The sequence below is a fragment of the Actibacterium naphthalenivorans genome (assembly GCF_014196965.1).
Taxonomy (GTDB): Bacteria; Pseudomonadota; Alphaproteobacteria; order Rhodobacterales; family Rhodobacteraceae; genus Actibacterium_A; species Actibacterium_A naphthalenivorans.
In genome coordinates, this window is sequence record NZ_JACIEQ010000001.1 from 565,097 (window position 1) to 585,655 (window position 20,559).

Annotated in this window: 16 protein-coding genes and 1 tRNA gene; 7 read left to right on the top strand and 10 right to left on the bottom strand. The window is 64.4% G+C overall.

Going from position 1 to position 20,559, the window contains the following annotated elements:
• Positions 1-2: 2 nt before the first annotated feature.
• From GGR17_RS02720 to GGR17_RS02745, 6 genes are all read right to left on the bottom strand, one after another.
• The gene (locus tag GGR17_RS02720; RefSeq protein ID WP_082386519.1) at positions 3-1,127 is read right to left on the bottom strand and encodes an ABC transporter permease; all 1,125 of its coding nucleotides are present in this window, start codon (positions 1,125-1,127) and stop codon (positions 3-5) included.
• Complete coding sequence (locus GGR17_RS02725; protein ID WP_054538191.1) at positions 1,124-2,635, bottom strand: ABC transporter ATP-binding protein; 1,512 nt, start codon at positions 2,633-2,635, stop codon at positions 1,124-1,126. The genes GGR17_RS02720 and GGR17_RS02725 overlap by 4 nt, the downstream gene beginning before the upstream one ends.
• Before the next feature lie 68 nt (positions 2,636-2,703).
• Positions 2,704-3,732, bottom strand: a complete 1,029-nt coding sequence (locus tag GGR17_RS02730; protein ID WP_054538190.1) for a BMP family lipoprotein — start codon at positions 3,730-3,732, stop codon at positions 2,704-2,706.
• 250 nt (positions 3,733-3,982) lie between these two features.
• A complete protein-coding gene (locus GGR17_RS02735; RefSeq protein ID WP_255353383.1) occupies positions 3,983-5,659 on the bottom strand; it encodes an ABC1 kinase family protein in 1,677 nt (558 codons plus the stop codon).
• Between the two features lie 2 nt (positions 5,660-5,661).
• Entirely contained in the window at positions 5,662-6,360 is a 699-nt protein-coding gene (locus GGR17_RS02740; protein ID WP_054538188.1) for a DUF6781 family protein, read from the bottom strand.
• Positions 6,361-6,489: 129 nt separating this feature from the next.
• Positions 6,490-7,416 (bottom strand): NAD(P)H-dependent flavin oxidoreductase, encoded by a 927-nt coding sequence (locus GGR17_RS02745; RefSeq protein WP_054538187.1) that lies wholly within the window; start codon positions 7,414-7,416, stop codon positions 6,490-6,492.
• 196 nt (positions 7,417-7,612) lie between these two features.
• On the opposite strand from GGR17_RS02745, the gene GGR17_RS02750 reads away from it, so the two are divergent.
• From GGR17_RS02750 to GGR17_RS02780, 7 genes are all read left to right on the top strand, one after another.
• On the top strand, positions 7,613-8,086 hold the full coding sequence (locus GGR17_RS02750) for a MarR family winged helix-turn-helix transcriptional regulator (protein WP_054538186.1): 474 nt from the start codon (positions 7,613-7,615) through the stop codon (positions 8,084-8,086).
• The gene (locus GGR17_RS02755) at positions 8,083-9,270 is read left to right on the top strand and encodes a multidrug effflux MFS transporter (RefSeq protein WP_054538185.1); all 1,188 of its coding nucleotides are present in this window, start codon (positions 8,083-8,085) and stop codon (positions 9,268-9,270) included. Before GGR17_RS02750 ends, GGR17_RS02755 begins: the two co-directional genes overlap by 4 nt.
• Positions 9,271-9,354: 84 nt before the next feature.
• Positions 9,355-9,428: transfer RNA gene (locus GGR17_RS02760), tRNA-Gly, on the top strand.
• Between the two features lie 82 nt (positions 9,429-9,510).
• Positions 9,511-11,307, top strand: a complete 1,797-nt coding sequence (locus GGR17_RS02765; protein ID WP_037205814.1) for an ABC transporter transmembrane domain-containing protein — start codon at positions 9,511-9,513, stop codon at positions 11,305-11,307.
• 75 nt (positions 11,308-11,382) lie between these two features.
• Positions 11,383-11,811, top strand: a complete 429-nt coding sequence (lysM, locus tag GGR17_RS02770) for a peptidoglycan-binding protein LysM (protein ID WP_037205812.1) — start codon at positions 11,383-11,385, stop codon at positions 11,809-11,811.
• 155 nt (positions 11,812-11,966) lie between these two features.
• Positions 11,967-13,859 carry an acyl-CoA synthetase gene (locus tag GGR17_RS02775; protein WP_054538184.1) on the top strand — a complete coding sequence of 631 codons (1,893 nt, stop codon included), beginning with the start codon at positions 11,967-11,969 and terminating at the stop codon, positions 13,857-13,859.
• Positions 13,860-14,056: 197 nt separating this feature from the next.
• Positions 14,057-14,275 carry a hypothetical protein gene (locus tag GGR17_RS02780; protein WP_157445511.1) on the top strand — a complete coding sequence of 73 codons (219 nt, stop codon included), beginning with the start codon at positions 14,057-14,059 and terminating at the stop codon, positions 14,273-14,275.
• Between the two features lie 127 nt (positions 14,276-14,402).
• Here GGR17_RS02780 and GGR17_RS02785 read toward each other — a convergent pair whose 3' ends face one another.
• The 4 genes from GGR17_RS02785 to GGR17_RS02800 all read right to left on the bottom strand — a co-directional run bounded on the left by GGR17_RS02785 (position 14,403) and on the right by GGR17_RS02800 (position 20,535).
• Positions 14,403-15,551 carry an acetate/propionate family kinase gene (locus GGR17_RS02785; RefSeq protein WP_054538182.1) on the bottom strand — a complete coding sequence of 383 codons (1,149 nt, stop codon included), beginning with the start codon at positions 15,549-15,551 and terminating at the stop codon, positions 14,403-14,405.
• A 58-nt stretch (positions 15,552-15,609) separates the two neighbouring features.
• Positions 15,610-17,904, bottom strand: a complete 2,295-nt coding sequence (locus GGR17_RS02790) for a DUF3141 domain-containing protein (RefSeq protein WP_054538181.1) — start codon at positions 17,902-17,904, stop codon at positions 15,610-15,612.
• Positions 17,905-17,911: 7 nt separating this feature from the next.
• Positions 17,912-18,676, bottom strand: a complete 765-nt coding sequence (gene fabI, locus GGR17_RS02795) for an enoyl-ACP reductase FabI (protein ID WP_054538180.1) — start codon at positions 18,674-18,676, stop codon at positions 17,912-17,914.
• 281 nt (positions 18,677-18,957) lie between these two features.
• A complete protein-coding gene (locus GGR17_RS02800; protein ID WP_054538179.1) occupies positions 18,958-20,535 on the bottom strand; it encodes a bifunctional metallophosphatase/5'-nucleotidase in 1,578 nt (525 codons plus the stop codon).
• Positions 20,536-20,559 lie beyond the last annotated feature (24 nt).

Consider the following 20,559-nt stretch of genomic DNA (forward strand, 5'->3'; position numbering starts at 1 on the left):
TGCTACCCTTTTGCCCCCTGGGCCCTGCGAAACACCCAGGGAAAGATCGCGCGCACCAGAAGCGGGGCGGCGATGAATACGATGATGAGCGCCTGGATGATGCTGATGAGGTCAATGCTGACGCCGGCATCCACCTGCATCTGGCGCCCCCCGGCCTCGAGCGCGCCGAACAGCAACCCGGCCAGCAGTACCCCCACCGGGTGCGAACGCCCCAGCAGCGCGACGGAAATCGCGGTAAACCCGATGCCCGCCGAAAACCCCGGTGTCGCGCGGCCGAGCACACCCAGCACCTGGTTGGCCCCCGCCAGCCCCGCAAGCGCCCCGGACGCCGCCATCGCCGCCACGATGATCACGCCCGAGCGCATGCCGGCAAAACGCGCGGCTTCGGGATTTTCGCCGCTGGCGCGAAACTCGAACCCCAGTTTCGACCGGAACAGAACCCAAAAGATCACGGCCACCGCCGCCAGCATCAGAAAGATGCCGGCATGAACCCGCAGATTGGGGTCGATCCAGGTCAGCAGGCGCGGCAGTTCTGCCGCCTCGGGCACGGATTTGGAAATCGGGTCGGCGCGCCCGGTCTTCTGGACCGCAGGCAGGCTGAGCAGGAAATCGACCAGCCGGTAGGAGATCGAGTTCAGCATGATGGTCAGGATCACCTCATGCGCCCCGGTCGTGGCCCGCAGCCACCCCGCGACAGAGGCATAAAGCGCCCCGCCAAGCGCACCCGCCAAAAGCGAGAGCGGCAGCAAGAGCACCGCCGGCAGGGCGGCGAAGCTGAAGCCGAAGATCACCGCCGCCATGCCGCCCATCAGAACCTGCCCTTCGGCCCCGATGTTGAACAGCCCCGCGCGAAAGCCCAGCGCCAGGCCCAGCCCGGCAAGTACCAGCGGGGTCGCCGCCGTCAGGGTTTCGGACAACGCGTTGAGCGATCCGACCGACCCCACCAGCAGCGCCACATAAGACCGCCCGATCGTCGCCAGATCGACATTGGTCGCCAGCATCGTCAGCGCGCCCAGGATCAGGGCCGCCGCCACGGCGATGATCGGGACAAGCACGAGATCCTCGAACTCGCTGCGCCCGATCAGCCTGCCTCTGGCCAGTTTTTCGGTTGTCGTCCGGTCGGTCATGCGGCTGCCCCCGCCATGGCAAGCCCCACGGCGCCCTTGTCGACGGCGCCTTGGGTTGCATCGAATTCAGCCACGATGCGGCCCTTGAACATCACCAGAATGCGGTCGGACAGGGCCATGATCTCGTCCAGCTCGGACGAGATGATCAGCACGCCGTCGCCGGTATCGCGGGCCTCCACCAGACGTTTGTGGATATATTCGATCGAGCCGACATCCAGCCCGCGCGTCGGCTGCCCGGCCACCACCAGCGTGATCTCGCGCGACAGCTCGCGCGCCACGACGAGCTTTTGCTGGTTCCCGCCCGAAAGATGGCCCGCGCTTTCGAAAACCGAAGGCGTGCGCACATCGAAATCCTCGGCGAAGGCCGCCGCCCGCGCGTTGACCGTTTTCCAGTTGATCTGCGGCCCGCTGGAAAACCGCTCGTCGTAATAGGTATCCAGGACCATGTTCTCGGCCACCGTGAAATTCTTGATGATGCCCACGCGCTGCCTGTCTTCGGGGATATGGGCGATCCCCATGCGGTGTCGGGCGCGGACCGAGGCATGTGTGATATCCTGATCCTCGAACAGGATCTGGCCGCTGGCCGCGCGGCGCAGGCCCGTCAGCGCCTCGATCAGGGCGGACTGTCCGTTGCCCTGCACCCCCGCGATCCCGACAATCTCGCCGCTGCGAACCGACAGGCTCAGGTGATCCACGGCGATCTCGTCATTGTCGCGCAGGATGGTCAGGTCTTGCACATCCAGCAGCGTGCGCCCCGGCGCATAGGGCGCCTTGACCACGTCAAAGCTGACGGGGCGGCCGACCATCATCTCGGCCAGTTCCTTGCGGTCGAGCCTTTTCGGGTCGCCCTCGCCCACGATACGGCCGGCGCGGATGACGCTGATCCGGTCGGCGATCTCGCGGATTTCGTTGAGCTTGTGGGTGATGAAAACAAGCGCCTTGCCCGCATCGCGCAGCGCACGGACGATCCCGAAAAACTCCTCGACCTCCTGCGGCGTCAGCACCGCCGTCGGCTCGTCGAGGATCAGAACATCGGCCGAGCGGAACAGCACCTTGATGATCTCCACCCGCTGCTGCACCCCGACGGGCAGGTTTTCGATCCGCGCGTCGGGATCAACCTCGAGCCCGTATTTCTCTTTGATGTCATGCACCTGCCTGCGCGCCGTCTCGAGGTCGAGAAAATCGGCACGGCCCGTAGGCTCTACGCCCAGCACCACATTCTCGGCGACGGTGAAGACGGGAACCAGCATGAAATGCTGATGCACCATGCCGATGCCCGCCCGGATCGCATCGCCCGGCCCCTCAAAGCGCGCGGGCTCTCCGTCGATCAGGATCTCGCCCTCGTCGGGGCGGTAGAGCCCGCTGAGAACGTTCATCAGGGTGGATTTTCCGGCGCCATTCTCACCCAGAAGGCCAAGCACCTCGCCCGCCCGGATGGTCAGGTTCACATCGGCATTCGCGACCACCTCGCCAAAACGTTTGGTCACGCCGCGGAGTTCGATATCCATGGGCAAAGCTCCTTGGGGGCGGATCGTGGCCACGTCACCGGCGCAAACCGGGAACGGGCCGGGCGGGGTCAGCGGTCAACCGCGATCGTGCCGTCGATGATACCCTGGCGAATGCCGGCAAGCTCTTGCTTCAGGCTGTCGGGCACCAGCGCGTCCATGTCGTGGAACGGCGCCAGATCGACCCCGCCATTGGACAGAGACCCCACCAGATTGCCGCCCTCGAACGTGTCGTTCATCGTGTTTTCGATCACCTGCATCACGGTCGCATCCATCTGCTTGGTGATCGAGGTCAGGTAGACATGCTGCTTTTCGGTGTCGGTGTAATAGAGATCCGCATCAACCCCGACGATCTTCAGCTTTTCGACACCCAGCTCATCCGCCAGCGCCGCCGAGCCAAGGCCGACAGGGCCGGCCACGGGCAGCACGATATCGGCGCCCTCGTCATAGAGGTTCTGGGCAAAGGCGCGCCCGTCATCCAGCGAGTCGAAGTTGTTGGTGAACAGCCCTTCCTTGGTTTCGGGGTTCCACCCGAGAACCGACACCGCCGTTCCGTGTTGCGCGTTGTAATATTCCGCGCCGCGCACGAACCCGTCCATGAACACGGTCACGGTGGGGATGTTGATCCCGCCGAACACGCCCAGAATACCGGTTTCGCTGACCCCGGCGGCAAGATAGCCGGCCATGAACGCGGCCTCGTCTGTGGCATAGATCTGGCCCAGGACGTTCGGGATCACCGGTTCATAGGAATAATCCACGATCGAGAAGCGCTGATCCGGGTTGGCCTCGGCCGCCGCCTTTGTCGCGTCGCCCAGAAGGAAGCCCACGGTGATGATGATGTCGCACTGGCCGCCCAGGAGTGAATTGATGTTCGCCTCGTAATCCGTTTCGGCCTGGGATTCGAGGAACCGGCCGGAAATGCCGAGCTGCTCCTGCGCGTCCAGCACACCTTTCCAGGCGGTCTGGTTGAAGCTGTTGTCGTCGATCCCGCCGGTATCGGTCACCTGGCAGGCGGTAAAGGCCGCAGCCATCGATCCCGCCGCAAGCCAGGCACAAAGGCCCGTGCCGGCGCGTTTCATTGTTCTTGAAAATAGCAGCATCTGTTTATTCCCCCGATGAACTGGATCAACGAACCGCAGGGCGGCATGGCTTTCGATGGTACGGCCGTAAGAGCCCGCGGCCGCGCTCCTTTGCTCACGCTACAGGCAACGCGGTCATGGGTAATTGATCAAGGTCAATGCGCGCACGCGCGGCCGGACGATGTGAACCACGTTCATTTCACACTTCGGCGGGCCGGTTTCCGCGCCTTCGCAGGGATCAGGGCCGCGCGCCCGGCCGGGTACGGATCGGCTAGTCCTTGCGCCCGTGCCAGATGGAGAAGATGAGCCAGAGCCCCCCGACAACAGCCCCGGAGAAGCCCAGCAGCGCAAACACCGACAGGCCCACCGGCAACTCGATCCCCGAAACAGTCATCACGATGGACGAGCCCATCGTGAGCGCCGCGATGACGATTCCGATCGTCACCCGCGTGATCGACCTGTCGAGGCGATCAAGGAAATGGTCCATCTGCTTGACTTCGATACCAAGCTTCAGCTGGCCCTGCTGGGTCAGGCCGATCAGGTCTTTCACGTCTTTGGGCAGACCGGTCGCCAGATCGAGCCCGTCAAGAAACCCTTGCCTGACACGCTGCGCCAGTTCCGCCGGCGAATACCGCTCCAGGATCAGCCGCCGCAGAAACGGCTGCGCCGCCGAGACCATGTCGAAATCGGGATCTAGCTGCCGGCCCATCCCTTCGAGAGAGGTGAACGCCTTGGTCAGAAGCGTCAGATCGGGTGGCAGTGTCAGGTTGTGCGCGCGCAGAACGGCGATCAGATCCATCGCGACGGCCGAAAGATTCAGGTCTTTCAGCGGCACCCCATGCACGGAATCAACGAAAGCATCCACCTGGCCGACAAGCTGCGCATTTTCCGCGCGCGGCGCGTTTGCCCATTTGAGCAGGATTTCGGCCACACGCTCGGCCCTGTGTTCCACCACGCCGAACAGAAGATCCACAAGCTCGTCGCGGCGGCTGAGCGAGATATGGCCGACCATGCCGAAATCGATGAACACCAGTTGCTCGCCCGGCAGGTAGAACACGTTGCCCGGATGCGGATCGGCATGAAAGAACCGATCCTGGAAGATCATTTCCAGAACGGCATCCGCCCCCCTTGCCGCAAGCGTCTTCATGTTCAGCCCGGCCTCGGCCACGGCGGCCAGATCGCTGCCGGGAACCCCCGAAATGAATTGCTGAACATTCAGCGCTTCGGTCGTCCATTCCCAGTACACCCGGGGCACGTGAATATTGGGGTTGTCGCGAAAGCTGTTGGCGATGCGCTCGGCGTTGCGGCATTCGTTGGCCAGATCCAGCTCGCTGTGGATCGACTTCGAAAACTCGGCCACCACCTCCTTGGGGTGAAAGCGGCGAATGTCCTCGACTTCGGCGGCGGCCAGTTCGGCAATGCGCATCAACAGCCTCAGGTCGGCCTCGATCACCGCGCGCACACCGGGGCGCCGGATCTTCAGCACAACCTCTTCGCCCGTCAGCAGCCGCGCGCGGTGCACCTGCGCGATGGACCCGGCCGCCAGCGGTACCTCGTCGATCAGGGCGAAAGCGTCTGTCAGGCGAAACCCCAGTCCGGCCTCGACCTCCGCGACGAGCGCGTCATAGGGGATGGTCGGAACCTTGTCCCGAAGCTTTTCAAGCTCCCGGATATACTCGGGCGGAAGAAGATCGACACGGGTCGACAGGATCTGCCCGAGCTTGACGAAGGTTGGCCCCATATCCTCCAGCGCGCGGCGGATGCGCTGCGGCGCGCTCAGATGCACGTATTCGGCCGCGGCCTTCCAGTGCAGGATGCGCCCCACCTTTTCCACCATCTTGTCGAGGCCGAGATGCCGCACGAGATCGCCGAACCCGTAGCGGATCAGGATCGACGATATCTCGGTCAGCCGGCCCAGATCATGGGGTGTGCCCAGCAGCCGCGACACGCTCAGCTCTTTTCCGGTGCAGCGCTGTCTTTGGTGTCGACATCTTTCGCCGGCGGCGCCAGACTCTCGGACAGCCCCGCAAGTATGCCGCTGCCGATCGACGCGATCGTCGCAAGCCCGGTGCGCGCCGTCTTGTGCGCATCGGACAGATCCGGGCGGCGCACCCTCGACACGGTCTGGTTCAGCGTGCTCAGCGAGCCACGCACCGACCGCCCGGTATCGGTTCCCGTCCGCTGGATATGGGTGATCAGATCCTTCAGGATCTCCCCCGACGTGGCGGCGCCGCTTTTCAGCAGATCGCCGATCGCATCCACAAAGAGCTTGTCGAGCTCGACCAGATCATCGAGCGCCTGCTTCAGATCGGTTTCCGAGAATTCATCGGCGCGCCCCGCCGCTTCCTCGATCGCAAGCCTGGAGGCTTCGGCCGCGCTCATCATCGCGGCGTCGATGCCGGCGACGGCGCGCTTCAGCGCCTCGGTGGTCTCGACACTGCTTTCGGGCGCACCCTCTGCCGCGCCTTCCAGAACGGTCTGCATGACCTGGGAGATGTTCTCACGCTCCAGCGGCCGGCGGCTCAGCGCGCGCAGGACGACATCGCGCACCGCGTCGCTGATGTCATCGCCCTGTGCAACGGCGCTTCGGGCGTCCTCCCTCACGGCGGGAACGTCCAGATCTCTTTCGTTTTGCGTGTCTGCGGTCATCGCGCCCTCATGTTGCTGTGCGGTGTTAGGTCTACAATATGGCCGAACCCGCCCGCGATGGATTGACGTATATCATGTTGCCGCCGACGCCGCGCCCCGGTTTCGCGGGTTTTGCGCGGGAGAGTCGCGCTAGGCACCAAGCACCTGCGCCGCGCTTCGGTATTCCGAGACCAGACGCGCGCAAAGCTCCGACGCGGTGCAGATATCGGAAATGGTTCCGACACCCTGCCCGGCCGACCAGACGTGCTTCCAGGCCTTGGCAATGTCGCCGGCGTTGCCGCCCCTGCCCGCCCCGGCGGACGGCGCATCCGGGTCAAGCCCGGCGCGGATGATGCTGTTGCGCAGGAAATTCGCGTTCATGCCGGAAATCGCCGGGGTATAGACGATATCGTCGGCCGAGGACTCAAGCAGCATCTGCTTGTACTCCGGGTCCGCCTGCGCCTCTTGCGTGGCGATGAACCGCGTGCCGATATAGGCCAGATCGGCCCCCATCAGCCGCGCGGCGGCAACCTGACGCCCGGTGTTGATCGCCCCCGCCAGAATCAGCGCGCCGTTGAAAAACTCACGGATTTCGGCGGCAAGCGCGAAGGGGCTTTTCGCACCCGCATGCCCGCCCGCGCCGGCGGCCACCGCGATGATCCCGTCGACACCCGCCGCCGCGGCCCTGCGCGCGTGGCGGATCGTCGTGATATCGTGAAACACCAGCCCGCCATAGGCCTGCACGGCCCGGATCACCGCCTCGTCGATCCCCAGAGAGGTGATGACGATCGGCACCTCATGCGCAACCGTCACCGCCAGATCACCCTCCAGCCGATCGTTGCCCTTGCCGACGATCAGATTGACGCCGAAGGGCGCATCGGCGCGGGTCAGGCGGGTTTCGATGTCGTTCAGCCAGGCCTCATAGCCTTCGGTCGTGCGCTGGTTCAGCGTCGGGAAGGTTCCGACCACACCGGCCCGGCAGGTTTCCACCACCAGATCGGGGTTGGAGATCAGGAACAGCGGCGCCGCGATCACGGGCGCCGATAGCCGCCCTTTCAGAAGATCGGGAATGGTCATGGCAGGGTCCGTCCTTGTCGCGTGGCAAACGCCTCATCCTTGCGCCGGCATGCCCGGCGGCGCAAGGGGCGGCCTGTTTGTGCTGCTCTCCCGCCCGTCTTGACGGGGACGGCCCGCGCGACCGCGCTGGACAAACATAAGCCTGCCATATAATAAGAAAACCATACCAATCACCCCAACCCAACGGCTCCCCCTCATGCTTCCCCCGGCACGCGAAAGCCTCGCTTACATTTTTCTCGACCTTACGCGCCTGTTCCGCGCGGACTTCGAGCATCGGGTCGCGCGGGCCGGGCTTGGCATCACCCCGGCCGAAGCGCGCATCCTGTCTGCCCTGCGCCGCTTTGGCCCGGTGCGGCAGAACATCCTGGCAGACCGGCTCGGCATCGCGAAAATGAGCGCCACGAATTTCATCGACAGCCTGGAGGCCGCCGGCCTTGTGAGGCGCGAGGCCGATCCCGACGACCGCCGCGCCAAACTGGTGTCGCTGACCGACGCCGCCGATCCGATCCTGTCACAGCTCGCCACGATCGGCGCCGAAACACGGAGCGTCGCGCGTGGCGGGATGTCCGACGCGGCATGGCAGGCCTTCACCGACGCGGCACGCGAGACCCGGAGGAACCTGCTCGAGGCCCGTGAAGACCGCGAGAAATCCAGAAGGAGCGAAAAATGAGCGCCCATGCCGCACCCGCCATGAGCGCGCGCCGTGTCAGCCTGATCGGGGCGCTTCTGGTCGCCGTCGGCCCGATCGCGATGTCGCTCTACCTTCCGTCGATGGCCGAAATCGTCAGGGCGTTCGACACCACGCCCGCGATGGTCAAACTGACGCTGACCTTGTATTTTGGCGGCTTTGCCTGCGCCCAGCTGGTCGCCGGGCCGCTGTCGGATGCGCTTGGCCGCCGGCCGGTGACGTTTCTGTTCATCGGCGGCTTTTCCGCGGCCAGCCTGCTGGCCCTGTTCGCCCCCACCATCGAGTTCCTGATCGCGGCGCGGTTTCTTCAGGGCGTCGGCGCGTCGGCCGGCGTCGCGGTGTCACGGGCGATCGTGCGCGACACGTTCAGCGGCGAAGACTCGGTGCGGATCATGAACCTGATCGGTATCATCCTCGGGCTCGGCCCGGCGCTGGCCCCCACGATCGGTGGCCTGATGATCACACTTGCGGGCTGGCGGTCTGTCTTTTTGCTGATGGCGCTGTTCGGGATGTCGATCATTCTGATCATTGCCCTGGGCACCCGCGAAACCGCGTCGCCCGACCGGGCGCCGCTGCGGCTGCGCGGCCTGGCATCCGCCTACCGGGTGGTGCTGGCGGACCGGCAGTTCCTGACCGCCTCGCTTGTCATCGGGGGGGCGGTCGGCGCGATCTATGCCGAGAGCACGTTCCTTCCGTTCATCCTGATCGACATGGTCGGCCTGAGTCCGACCCAGTTCGGCGCGGGCATGTTGCTGCATTCCGGCGCATTCCTCACCGGTTCCATGCTGATGCGGGTCTTGATGGCGCGCGTCCGCTCGGAAAAACTTGTGCTGGTCGGGCTCGGGTTCATTCTGGCCGGCAGCCTGGCGATGACGCTGCTGCTTGTGTGGGGGCCCGGCTTTCTGCGCGTCATGGTGCCGGTGGCGATCTATTCCTTCGGCATCGCCTTTGTGATGCCGAGCATGACAACCGCCGCCCTTGCGCCGTTTTCCCGGAACGCGGGGGCCGCGTCCGCGATGATGGGGTTTATCCAGATGGGATCGGGCCTTCTTTTCGGCACGATCGGCGCGATGATCGGCGCGCCTATCCTGGCGATGGGCGTGCTGATACCGCTGATGGGCGCGCTGGCGTGCGTCGCCTACATGTTCTTTCGCAGGATAGCCTGAGGCCCGGCCCCGCCGCCAAGGTCCACGCCCACTCGATGGCTTCTTGACCTGCGCGCCGCCGTCGCATACCTAGTCTACGCTCTTGCGGGCATTGTGTAATGGTAAGACCTCAGCCTTCCAAGCTGATGATGCGGGTTCGATTCCCGCTGCCCGCTCCAGCTTCTTCCATGCGTGACCATCTGTACCTTGTTCCGGTGCCGGCAGTGTCTTAAGACAGACCGAAACGGGAAAGGGGCAGCCATGGCGGCACCGCAGGGCCAATCCGGCGAAGAACGCGAAAAGTCAAAGCGTATCGGCGCGTTGGCGGGGCTCGCGCCCTTCATCCTTCCTTATAAATGGCTGGTTGTTCTGGCGGGCATGGCGCTGGTGCTGACCGCGACGGTTTCGCTGATCCTGCCGCTGGCGGTACGCCGGGTGGTGGACGGGTTCGAAACCGAAAACGCCCAGCTTCTGGACAGCTATTTCTCGGCCGCGCTGGCCATTGCCGGGCTTCTGGCACTGGGAACCGGGCTGCGCTACTACCTTGTCACCCGGCTGGGCGAACGTGTTGTGGCGGATATCCGCAAAGCGGTGTTCGACCGGATGATCGGGATGAGCCCCGCCTTCTACGAAAAGGTCATGACCGGCGAGGTTCTCAGCCGGATCACCACCGACACCACGTTGATCCTGTCGGTGATCGGGTCGTCGGTCTCGGTCGCGCTGCGCAACGTGCTGATTTTCCTGGGCGGGCTCGTGCTGATGCTGCTGACCTCGGCCAAGCTGACCGGAATGGTGCTGCTGCTGGTGCCCGCCGTCATCGTGCCGATCATCGTGCTGGGCCGCCGCCTGCGCGCCCTGTCGCGTGAAAATCAGGACTGGATCGCGGCCTCCTCCGGCTCGGCCTCGGAGGCTTTGCTGTCGGTTCAGACGGTGCAGGCCTTCACCCACGAAGCGCAAAGCCGCGCGTCCTTCGCGGACGTGACCGAACGCGCCTTTGTGTCTGCCAGGAAACGCATCGGCACCCGCGCGGTGATGACGATCATCGTGATCTTCCTTGTGTTCTCGGGCGTTGTCGGCGTGCTGTGGATCGGCGCGCGCGATGTGCGGGCCGACGTGATGAGCGTGGGCGAGCTGGTTCAGTTCGTCATCTACTCGGTCATGGTGGCCGGCGCCGTCGGCGCCCTGTCGGAAATCTGGGGCGAGCTGCAGCGCGCCGCCGGCGCGACCGAGCGGCTGGTGGACCTGCTGCATGCCGAAGACAGCGTGAAGGATCCTGCGCAGCCCCGGACGCTGCCCGAGCCGGTGAAAGGCGCGATCGGGTTCGAGGGCGTGACCTTCCACTACCCGACCCGCCCGAGCCAGTCAGCGCTTTCCGGAATCAATCTGGATGTGAAACCGGGCGAGACCATCGCGCTGGTCGGCCCGTCGGGCGCGGGCAAATCCACCATCATCCAGCTGCTGTTGCGATTCTATGACCCGCAACAGGGCCGCGTCACGCTGGACGGGATTTCCCTTTGCGATGTGACACGGGCAGAGTTTCGCCACCACGTCGCGCTGGTGCCGCAGGATCCGGTGATCTTCGCCGATACCGCGCGCGAAAACATCCGCTTCGGGCGGCCCGACGCCAGCGATGCCGAGGTCGAGGCGGCGGCGCGGGCCGCGGCCGCGCATGATTTTCTGGCCCGCCTTCCCGATGGCTATGACAGCTACGTGGGCGAGCGCGGCCTGATGCTGTCGGGCGGGCAGAAACAGCGCATCGCCATCGCCCGCGCCATCCTGCGCGACGCCCCGGTGCTGCTGCTCGACGAGGCCACATCGGCGCTGGACGCCGAAAGCGAGCGGGCGGTGCAGCACGCCGTCGACGAGATGTCGGCCGACCGGACAACCATCATCGTCGCGCACCGGCTGGCCACGGTGAAAAAGGCAGACCGGATCGTGGTGTTCGAAGAGGGCCGCATCGTGGCCGAGGGCACCCATGACGCGCTGGTGGCCGAGGGCGGGCTCTACGCGCGGCTGGCACGTCTGCAATTCACCGAAGGGGTGGAAGACGCGGCCTGAATTCCCCTTAACCGCGCCCGTGGCGTGAGCTAGGGCTTGCGCTCGCTTGCGGATAAACAACGGAGGACCCGGCACATGGGTTTGTGGAATTTCATCAAAGGGGCGGGCAAGAACCTTGTCGGTTCCGCCGAGGCGTCGGAAGCGCCGTCCGAGGACACCCTGAAGAAAGAGATCGACGATCTGGGCCTCGACGCCAGCGGTCTGGACATTACCGTCGAGGGTGACACCGTCAAGGTCAGCGGTGAGGCTGTCAGCCAGGAGATCAAGGAAAAGGTCATCCTCGCGGTCGGCAATGTCGAGGGCGTGGCCGCTGTTGACGACAGTGCGGGCGGCGACGAGCCCGTGTTCCACACCGTGGCAAAGGGCGACACGCTGTGGGCGATCGCGGCAAAGACGCTGGGCAACGGCGCGCGCTACACCGATATTTTCGAAGCGAACAAGCCGATGCTGAGCGACCCGGACAAGATCTACCCCGGTCAGGTTCTGCGCATCCCGCAAGACTAGGCCAGGAAAAATCCGGCTGTGCGGCAGGGGTGTTCAGCGCCCCTGCCGTTTTCATTGGGCGCAACGCCCTGTACGACAAACTTGCGACATTCCCTATTTCTGGCAATGCTTCGGGCACTGAAGGGCCCGCAAGAGGCCTTGGGGAGGAGAGTTCGATGGGTATCTACGCATCGCTTGCAGACAGGAATGCCCTGGAGGCGGAAAGCGCCTGGGAAGACCGCGACCTGCCCGCGACAATCTACCGGTACATTTCCCGGACGCGGGAAAGGCATGGCGACAGAAGCGCCATAAGCTTCCAGCTGCTGTCCGGCCCGAAGGACAAGGCGGAAACGCTGAGCTGGGATCAGCTTCATGCGAAGGTCACGCAGGCCGCGAACATGTTCCGCGACCTGGGTATCGGCGAGAATGACGTCGTGGCCTATGTCCTGCCCAATTGCAGCGAAACCGCGATCACCCTTCTGGCGGGCGCCACGGCGGGGATCGTCAATCCGATCAACCCGCTTCTTGAACCCGAACAGATCGCCGCCATTCTGCGCGAAACCGGGGCCAGGCTTGTTGTCACCCTCAAGAGCTTTCCCAAATCCGACGTGGCACGGAAAGTGGCCGAGGCCGTGCGCCACGCCCCCACCGTGAACACGGTGCTGGAGGTCGATCTCAAGCGCTATCTGGCCCCGCCCAAGAAATGGATCGTGCCCTTTCTCCGGCCCAAGGCCCCCGGTGGGCATCACGCGGATCTGCTGGATTTCGGCCGCGAAATGGCAAAGCACCCGTCGGATCGGCTTCGCTTCACCGAAAACACGCAGGACCGCATCGGCGCCATGTTTCACACCGGCGGCACCACCGGAATGCCCAAGGTGGCGCAGCACAGGCATTCGGGGATGATCTACAACGGCTGGGTCGGCCATCGCCTGCTGTTCACCGAGCAGGACACGCTGATCTGCCCGCTGCCGCTGTTTCATGTCTTTGCCGCCTATCCGGTGTTGATGTCGGTCATCGCCTCGGGCGCGCATGTGGTGTTTCCCACGCCCGCCGGATATCGCGGCGACGGGGTGTTCGACAATTTCTGGAAGCTGGTCGAACGCTGGGGCGTGACCTTCGTGATCACCGTGCCGACAGCGCTTGCCGCGCTGATGCAGCGCCCGGTGGATGCCGATGTCTCGACCCTGCGTTACGCCTTCTCCGGCTCCGCCCCTCTGCCGGTGGAGCTGTACAACCGCTTCGAAAAGGCCACCGGTGTGACGATCTGCGAAGGCTATGGCCTGACCGAGGCGACATGCCTTGTTTCGATCAACCCGCCCGACGGGCCCAAGAAATCCGGCTCTGTCGGCATTCCCTTTCCGCATACCGATGTCCGCATCCTGCAATGCGATGACGATGGCAGGGTGATGCGCGAATGCGCCACCGACGAGGTGGGGGAAATCTGTGTGTTCAACCCCGGCGTGGTGGTCGGCGCGACCTATACGGAGGCTGGCAAGAACGCCGGGCTGTTCGCCGATGACAAATACCTGCGGACCGGCGATCTGGGCCGGATCGACGCCGAGGGCTATCTGTTCATCACCGGGCGCGCCAAGGATCTGATCATCCGCGGCGGCCACAACATCGACCCGGCCGAGATCGAAGAGGCGCTCTCGGGCCATCGCGCCGTCGCCTTTGTCGGCGCGATCGGTCAGCCAGACAGCTTCGCCGGAGAGCTGCCCTGCGCCTATGTCGAACTGGTCGACGGCGCCGAAGTGACCGGTGAAGAACTGATGAGCTATGCCAGGGTGCATATCCATCAGCGCGCGGCGATCCCGAAATATATCGAAATCCTAGACGCGCTGCCGAAGACGGCCGTCGGCAAGGTGTTCAAGCCCGATCTGCGCAAGCGCGCGATTGCCCGCGTCTATGACGAAGCGCTGGCGGGCGCCGGGCACCGCGCCCATGTGGCAGAGGTGATCGAGGACAAAAAGCGCGGGCTGGTCGCGCGTATCATGCGCGATTCGGACGTCGACGATGACGCGGTGGCACACGTTTTGGGAGAGTACACCCGACCGTGGGAATGGGTCTAGTTGACGTTCCCAAAAGGGGCCAAAACCGGGCCGAAATTCGGGATAACCCATCTAAGCCCATAAATTCATTGACAAAACCATCAGGCACTGGGCGCAATATTACTATAGAGCTGCCATATATAGGCCGTATTTGAACAGAAGAATGGCGAGTGGGGATCAAGAACAATTCAGACGACGCACTAGGAAGGGAAAAACCAATGTTTATAGGATTTCTTGTAATCGGGGCGATGTTCGCAACCGCCGCTGCCGCAGGTACACTGATTTCGGGTGGCTCGCTTCTGATGGCACTGTGGTCCTACGCGGTTGGCGGCGTTTACGGCACGCTTCTGGCGATGGCGGTCTTCCTGGTCTTCTTGCTGATGCGCCGCATGAACATCCTGTCCGCACCGCGCTCGGCCGAAATGGCCACCGAATAACGGCTGAATACAGGGCGCCGCCGAAATCTGGCGGCGCTGAACGGATGCGTGGAGCGGCCAGCGGCCCCGCGAACATCCGCTCGGGGCAATCGGCCCCGTTCAGGGAAACCCGATACCTCGCCCTGCGTCACACCTGTTTCTGAACGGCCCGTGCGATCACGCGCTCTTCGTCGGTCGGAAGCGCGAAGACCCGCACCGGGCCTGCGCCGATCTCGATCTCGCTCGTCGCGTTCCGGCCCTCATCCAGCGTGATCCCGAGGTAATCCAGCCCATCGGCGACCCGACCCCGCACCGTCACGGAATTCTCGCCAATCCCGCCGCTGAAGATCAGGGCATCGATCCCCCCCAGCACCGCGGTCATGGCGCCGATCTCCCGGCGGATGCGGAACACGTAGTAATCAATGGCCTGCGCCGCCTCCGGCGCCTCTGACGCTTCGAGCGTGCGCATGTCGCTGCTGATCCCCGACAGCCCCTTCAACCCGCTTTCCTTGTAGAGGAGCGTCGAGATTTCGGGCGCGCTCAGCCCCTTCTGATCCATCAGATAAAGCAGAACGCCGGGATCGATCTGCCCGCATCTCGTGCCCATCGGCAATCCGTCCAGCGCCGAGAACCCCATCGTCGAGCCAACGCTTCTACCGTCCTTCACCGCACAGATCGACGCGCCGTTTCCAAGATGCGCGATCACCAGCCGCGCGCCCGAGAGTTCGGGAAAGCGCCGTGCCAGGTCTCCGGTGAGGAAATCATAGCTCAGCCCGTGAAACCCGTAGCGGCGCACGCCTTCTTCGTAAAAGCGGCGGGGAAGCGCGAACGTGTCGTTGACCCAAGGGTGGTCGCGGTGAAAGGCGGTGTCGAAACACGCCACCTGCACCGCATCGGGAAAGGCCACCTGCGCCGCGGCGACCGCCGCGAGATTGTGTGGCTGATGCAGCGGCGCCAGCGGCACCAGCGCGGAAAGCTTTTCGATAACCTGCGGCGTCAGAATTTCCGGCGCGTGGAAATCCACGCCGCCATGCACGATCCGGTGCCCGACCCCGTCGACCTTGCGGCCGGCAAGAACCGGTGTCACGCTGGCGATGATTTCCCGAAGCGCGATCGCGTGGTCGGCGACACCCAGCGCGCGCACCACCTTTTCACCATCGTTTTCCAGGATCAGCCGCGCCGTCGGGCCCAGGTTTTCCACCTGCCCCCTGGCCAGAAGCTGCGGTTCGTGATCGGAAATATAGACCGCGAATTTCAGCGAGGACGAACCCGCGTTCAGCGTCAGTATCGCACTCATCGGGCCGTCCGGCTCCGCATGACCGCGCCGTCGCACCGCACTGTTTCATCCGCCATGGTCACTCCGCCACCTGTTTCGGGTGCTCCAGAATGTTCCGCATCCGCGCCAGCATTGCAAGCGTCGCAGGCTCCATCTCCGTTTCGCTGCCCAGCACATAGGCGACGGCCTCCAGCGCCCGCTGCCGTTCGGCATCCGTCCGCAACAGGCGCGGCAGGGTGTCAAACGCGGCGTCCCGCGCGAAAGTCACGATCAGGCTTTGCTCATGGATGATCCCGGCCCGGACGGACACGGCGATATCGTTGAACGGCGCGTGGGTGCTCAGCAGTTCCGACGAACGCTCCAGCCGATCCCGGCGCACATCCCCCCGCGTGTCGGCCAGCAGGACCAGCATCCGCACGATGCCTTCGGCAAGCCCGCCGGTCTCGATCCGCGACAGGGCGGTCTGAACCTCGGGCAGCGCGCGCAGATCCTGCGGCGCCTTGTGGGTGCGGGTGTGGGCGTGGGGGGCACCATAGCGCAGCGCAAGCGGCGAGGCCCAGACCGACAGGAACACAAGCTCGGTCAGCGCCTCGCGGATATCGCGCAGGCCGTCGAGGCTTTTTTCCATCATGTCGGCCCAGAGCCGCTCGGCCAGCAGAAAGGGGTTTTCGGGATCTGCCGGCCTGCGGTTTTCGCGGGCCAGCTCCGCCGCCCGTTCCAGCGCGGCCATGCCGGGGGTGGCGGATGAAAACGCGGCACGGCTCATGCGCATCGGGTGGGTGTGGCGGCGAAACTCCGCCATCTGCGGCGGAACGCTGGCCTGTATCAGCGGGCGTAGCGTAGCGTCGTAACTGTCGACAATCGCCTCGGACGCGCGCGCCACCCCGGCAAAGGCGGCCTCGTCCCGGCGCGGGCCGGTTACCTTCAGAATATCGGTCATCTTGCGCCTGGCGAAGCTGACGGTGAAGGTTTTCTCGCTGCCCTCGCCCTCGTGATCCTCGATCAGCATTTCATAGAGGCCGGGCGATAGCGCCTCTATGGTTTTCAGGGTCGAAGCCATCTGGCTGTGTTCCCGCCGCGCGACGGAGGATGACACGAAAATCCCCAGATGCCCGACCTGCTCGTGCACCATGTAAAGGATCCGCTGGCCGCGAATGCCGATCTCGACCTCGTCGGTATAGGTGTCCACGATCCAGTTGAGCGCCTGCGCGGGCGGCGTGATATTGTCGCCATGCGATGCGAACACGATGACAGGGGTGCGGATCGCCTTGAGGTCGATCAGGCGGCCGGGCTGCAGATAGGCCTCGTTCTTGCCCAGCTTGTTGCCGATGAAGAGGTTCTCGACGATCCAGCGGATCTCGGCCTCCGTCATCATGTAGTACCCGCCCCACCAGCGTTCGAATTCCAGGAACCTGTCGACCGCCTCGTCGACATTCTGATAGAGGTCGTAATACTTTCGAAACCAGGTGCGGCCGGGATTGAGCCCTTCGAAATTCTGCACCAGGTTGGCGCCGTCGAACTGCCCGGCGCCCAGATCCGCCGCGACGAGCGCCGACACCGCGCCGCCGACGATCCCGCCGGAATAGCGCATCGGATCCTGCCCCAGCTTGCCGCCCCAATAGGACATGGGCGCGCCGTTCAGCACGATCGGGCCGACAAGATCGGGATGGGTCGCCGCCAGGATGGCCGTGCCCCAGCCGCCCTGGCAATTGCCGACGACGATGGGCTTGGGGCTGTCGGGATGGCGGCGGATGACCTCGCGCAGGAATTCGGCCTCGGAATGGGTCACGTCGGCCAGCGTCTGGCCCGGCTCGGGGTCCGGGTGGAACGCGACGAAATAGACCGGGTGCCCGTCTTTCAGGGCGACGCCGACCTGGCTGTCGTTCTTGAACCCGCCGATGCCCGCGCCATGCCCGGCGCGCGGATCGATGATGACGTAGGGCCGCTTCCAGTTCAGCACCTCGACCCCTTCGGGGGGCAGGATCCGCAACAGCATGTAGTTGCTGGGCGGTGTCAGGTCGCGCCCCTCGACGATCACCTCGTATTCGTAGATCAGAACCGGCGGGCTTCCGGCGGCCTGGTGTTCCACGAAGATATCCGCACGCCGGCGCATCGCGTCGCCGGTCAGCAGCGCCCGCTGCCCGGCATCCAGCAGATAGCCCGACCAGGCCGCCATCAGCGCCGCCGGAGAGCTGGCGGCGGCCATCTGGCGCGTCAGCGTCTGCCCCTGCCGCGAGACGCGGCCCGCCGTGTCATGCAGTGTTTTGTTGGCCCGCTCGGCATGTCGCCTTGCGGCGATGCCCGAGAGTTCCGCCTGAAGTGTCGCGTCGCCGGCAAGCTGGGTCAGGTTTTCCTGATGGCGTTGCTGTATCATGTGGGCCTCATCCAATGATCTGATATCCGCCGTCGATCGGGTGAACGACGCCGGTCACGTTGCGCGCCTCGTGGCTGGCCAGAAAGGCGGCGTAGGCGCCGATATCCTCGATCGTCGCCAGCGCATGGGTCGGGGCCCGTTCGGCAGCCAGCGCCAGAATTTCGTCGAAATGGTCGATCCCGCTGGCCGCGCGCGTCGCCAGCGGGCCGGGAGAAAGCGCATGCACCGATATGCCCTTGGGTCCAAGCTCGGCCGCCATGTAGCGGGTGACGCTTTCCAGCGCGGCCTTGACCGGCCCCATGATGTTGTAATGCTCCACCACCTTTTCGGAGCCGTAGAAGCTGACCGTCATGCAGGTGCCGCCCGAGGGCATCAGCGGTTCGGCGAGGCGCACCATCCGCATGAAGGAATGCACCGAGACATCCATCGCCTGGGAAAAGCCCTTGGCGGAGCAGTCCACCACCCGCCCATGCAGATCATCGCGCGGGCAGAAGGCGATGGCGTGAACCAGCGTATCCAGGCGCCCCCATTTCTCGTCGATCCGGGCGAACACACTCTCGAGCTGGCCCGCCTGGGCGACGTCGAGCGGCAGGATCAGCTCGGCGCCCAGCTCCTCGGCCAGGGGGCGCACATGGGGTTCGGCCTTTTCGTTGAGGTATGTGATGGCGAGATCGGCCCCCTGTGCCCGGAGCGCCCTGGCGCATCCCCAGGCGATCGACTGATCATTCGCGACGCCCACGACAAGCGCCTTGAAACCGTTCAATGAAAACATGCGATGTTCCGGCGTAGGTTGGTTTTTGGATACAGGCAGAATGTGACGCTTTTTGCATTCGCAGCATCGCGAAGATGGAAAACCGCCCCGGAATCAGAAGCATCCGGCGCCGCGATCACAAAAAAGCCAGCCTCCGCGCCGGATGGCGCAAATTGCGGCCCTCGATAAATTCGATGCGGAAAATACCTGTTTGAGCGCCGTTCAAAGACGCCGGCGGCCGCCCCCCGGAACGACAAAGGCGCGCCCTTTCGGACGCGCCTCTTTCGTCGCGGATCGCCGGCTTATTTCTGCGCGATGCGCCCGTCGGTATAGGGGGTATAGGGCCCCACCTCGGCCATGTATTCGGCCGTGACATCGGCCAGGTCGGGGCCGAAATCATAGACATGCTCGGCATGGGTCGCGAACATCTTGTAGCCGTCGCCGCCGTTGCGGACATAGTTGTTGGTGACAACGCCATAGGTCTTGGCCGGGTCGAGCGGAACGAAGGCATCGCCCTCTTGCACCATCACCTCGACAACGCGGCTGCCCGGCGCGGCGGCGGGATCCCAGACGAATTTCAGCCCGGCAACCTGCGGGAAGCGGCCGGCGCCTTCCTCGACCTGGCTCAGGCCGTTTTCAAGCGCGTCAATCACCGTCTGGCCGGTGGTCTGGAACGTGGCCAGCGTGTTCTGGAACGGCAGCACGGTCAGCACCTCGCCCATCGTCACGTCGCCCGCGTCGATGCTGGCACGCAGTCCGCCGCCGTTCTGAAGCGCGATCTGGATGCCCTGCCCCTCGACCCGCGCAAGCATCGCATCGGCCACGAGGTTGCCCATCGGGCATTCCATCGCGCGGCAGACCGAACGGTCGCCCTCGATGGCTTCGGCGGCCTGGGCCACGACCTTCTGGCGGATCTCCTCGAGCGGAACGGCCAGCTCGCTGATCCGGGCCTTGGTCACCTCGTCCTCGGTGACGGCGGCATCCATGATCAGCGGCTCGCCGGTGGCTTTGGTGATCACGCCCGCGTCGTTGAACGTCACGTTCAGCTCACCCAGAAACTTGCCATAGGCATAGGCCGAAACGATGGCGGTGTCGCCGACTATGGTCGGGTACGGGCCTTCGGCGCTGTCGGAGGTGTTGGACAGCAGCGTATTGGTGTGCCCGCCGACGATCACATCTACGCCAGAGGTGTTCGCCGCCACCTTCTTGTCGACGCCATAGCCGGAATGCGACAGCACGATGATCTTGTTCACGCCCGCATCGGTCAGCTTGTCGACCTCGCCCTGAACCGCCTCGGAGGGATCGGTGAAGATGATGTTCTTGCCGGGGCTGGCCAGTTCGTCATTGTCTTGCGGGGTCAGGCCGATCAGGCCCAGCTTTTCGCCGCCCCGTTCGATGATCACTGATTTCTGGATCGTGCCGGCCAGCAGCGGCTCGCCGGAGATATCGGCATTCGACATCAGAATCGGAAAGTCGACCGAATCGACAAACCCGCGCAGAACCTCGGGGCCGTCGTCGAATTCGTGGTTGCCCACGGTCATCGCGTCATAGCCCATCTTGTTCATCATCTCGGCCGCGACTTTACCCTTGTAATAGGTATAGAACAGCGTGCCCTGAAACTGATCGCCGCCATCCACGAGGATGAAATTGTTGGTCCGCTTCTTGGCTTCCTCCAGCGCCGTCACCAGACGGGCCGAACCGCCGAAGCATTTGCCTTCGGCATTGTCCTCGGCCGAGCAGCCGCTATCATATTTGGAAATGGGCTCGAAACGGGCGTGGAAGTCGTTGGTATGCAGGATGGTCAGCGAATAGTCGGCCGCTGCGATCCCCGCAGAAAGCGCCAGGGCGGCGGTCGAGGCGGCAAGGAGACGCGCAATCATGAAGAAACTCCCGTTGGAACATGA

Bases quoted from the DNA above. Each gene is read 5' to 3' on its own strand.
- GGR17_RS02750 (WP_054538186.1), top strand. From the start codon at position 7,613: ATGCTTCCCCCGGCACGCGAAAGCCTCGCTTACATTTTTCTCGACCTT.
- GGR17_RS02775 (WP_054538184.1), top strand. From the start codon at position 11,967: ATGGGTATCTACGCATCGCTTGCAGACAGGAATGCCCTGGAGGCGGAA.
- GGR17_RS02785 (WP_054538182.1), bottom strand. From the start codon at position 15,551: ATGAGTGCGATACTGACGCTGAACGCGGGTTCGTCCTCGCTGAAATTC.
- fabI (WP_054538180.1), bottom strand. From the start codon at position 18,676: ATGTTTTCATTGAACGGTTTCAAGGCGCTTGTCGTGGGCGTCGCGAAT.
- GGR17_RS02730 (WP_054538190.1), bottom strand. From the start codon at position 3,732: ATGCTGCTATTTTCAAGAACAATGAAACGCGCCGGCACGGGCCTTTGT.
- GGR17_RS02800 (WP_054538179.1), bottom strand. From the start codon at position 20,535: ATGATTGCGCGTCTCCTTGCCGCCTCGACCGCCGCCCTGGCGCTTTCT.
- GGR17_RS02790 (WP_054538181.1), bottom strand. From the start codon at position 17,904: ATGATACAGCAACGCCATCAGGAAAACCTGACCCAGCTTGCCGGCGAC.
- GGR17_RS02745 (WP_054538187.1), bottom strand. From the start codon at position 7,416: ATGACCATTCCCGATCTTCTGAAAGGGCGGCTATCGGCGCCCGTGATC.
- GGR17_RS02725 (WP_054538191.1), bottom strand. From the start codon at position 2,635: ATGGATATCGAACTCCGCGGCGTGACCAAACGTTTTGGCGAGGTGGTC.
- lysM (WP_037205812.1), top strand. From the start codon at position 11,383: ATGGGTTTGTGGAATTTCATCAAAGGGGCGGGCAAGAACCTTGTCGGT.
- GGR17_RS02780 (WP_157445511.1), top strand. From the start codon at position 14,057: ATGTTTATAGGATTTCTTGTAATCGGGGCGATGTTCGCAACCGCCGCT.
- GGR17_RS02765 (WP_037205814.1), top strand. From the start codon at position 9,511: ATGGCGGCACCGCAGGGCCAATCCGGCGAAGAACGCGAAAAGTCAAAG.
- GGR17_RS02720 (WP_082386519.1), bottom strand. From the start codon at position 1,127: ATGACCGACCGGACGACAACCGAAAAACTGGCCAGAGGCAGGCTGATC.
- GGR17_RS02755 (WP_054538185.1), top strand. From the start codon at position 8,083: ATGAGCGCCCATGCCGCACCCGCCATGAGCGCGCGCCGTGTCAGCCTG.
- GGR17_RS02740 (WP_054538188.1), bottom strand. From the start codon at position 6,360: ATGACCGCAGACACGCAAAACGAAAGAGATCTGGACGTTCCCGCCGTG.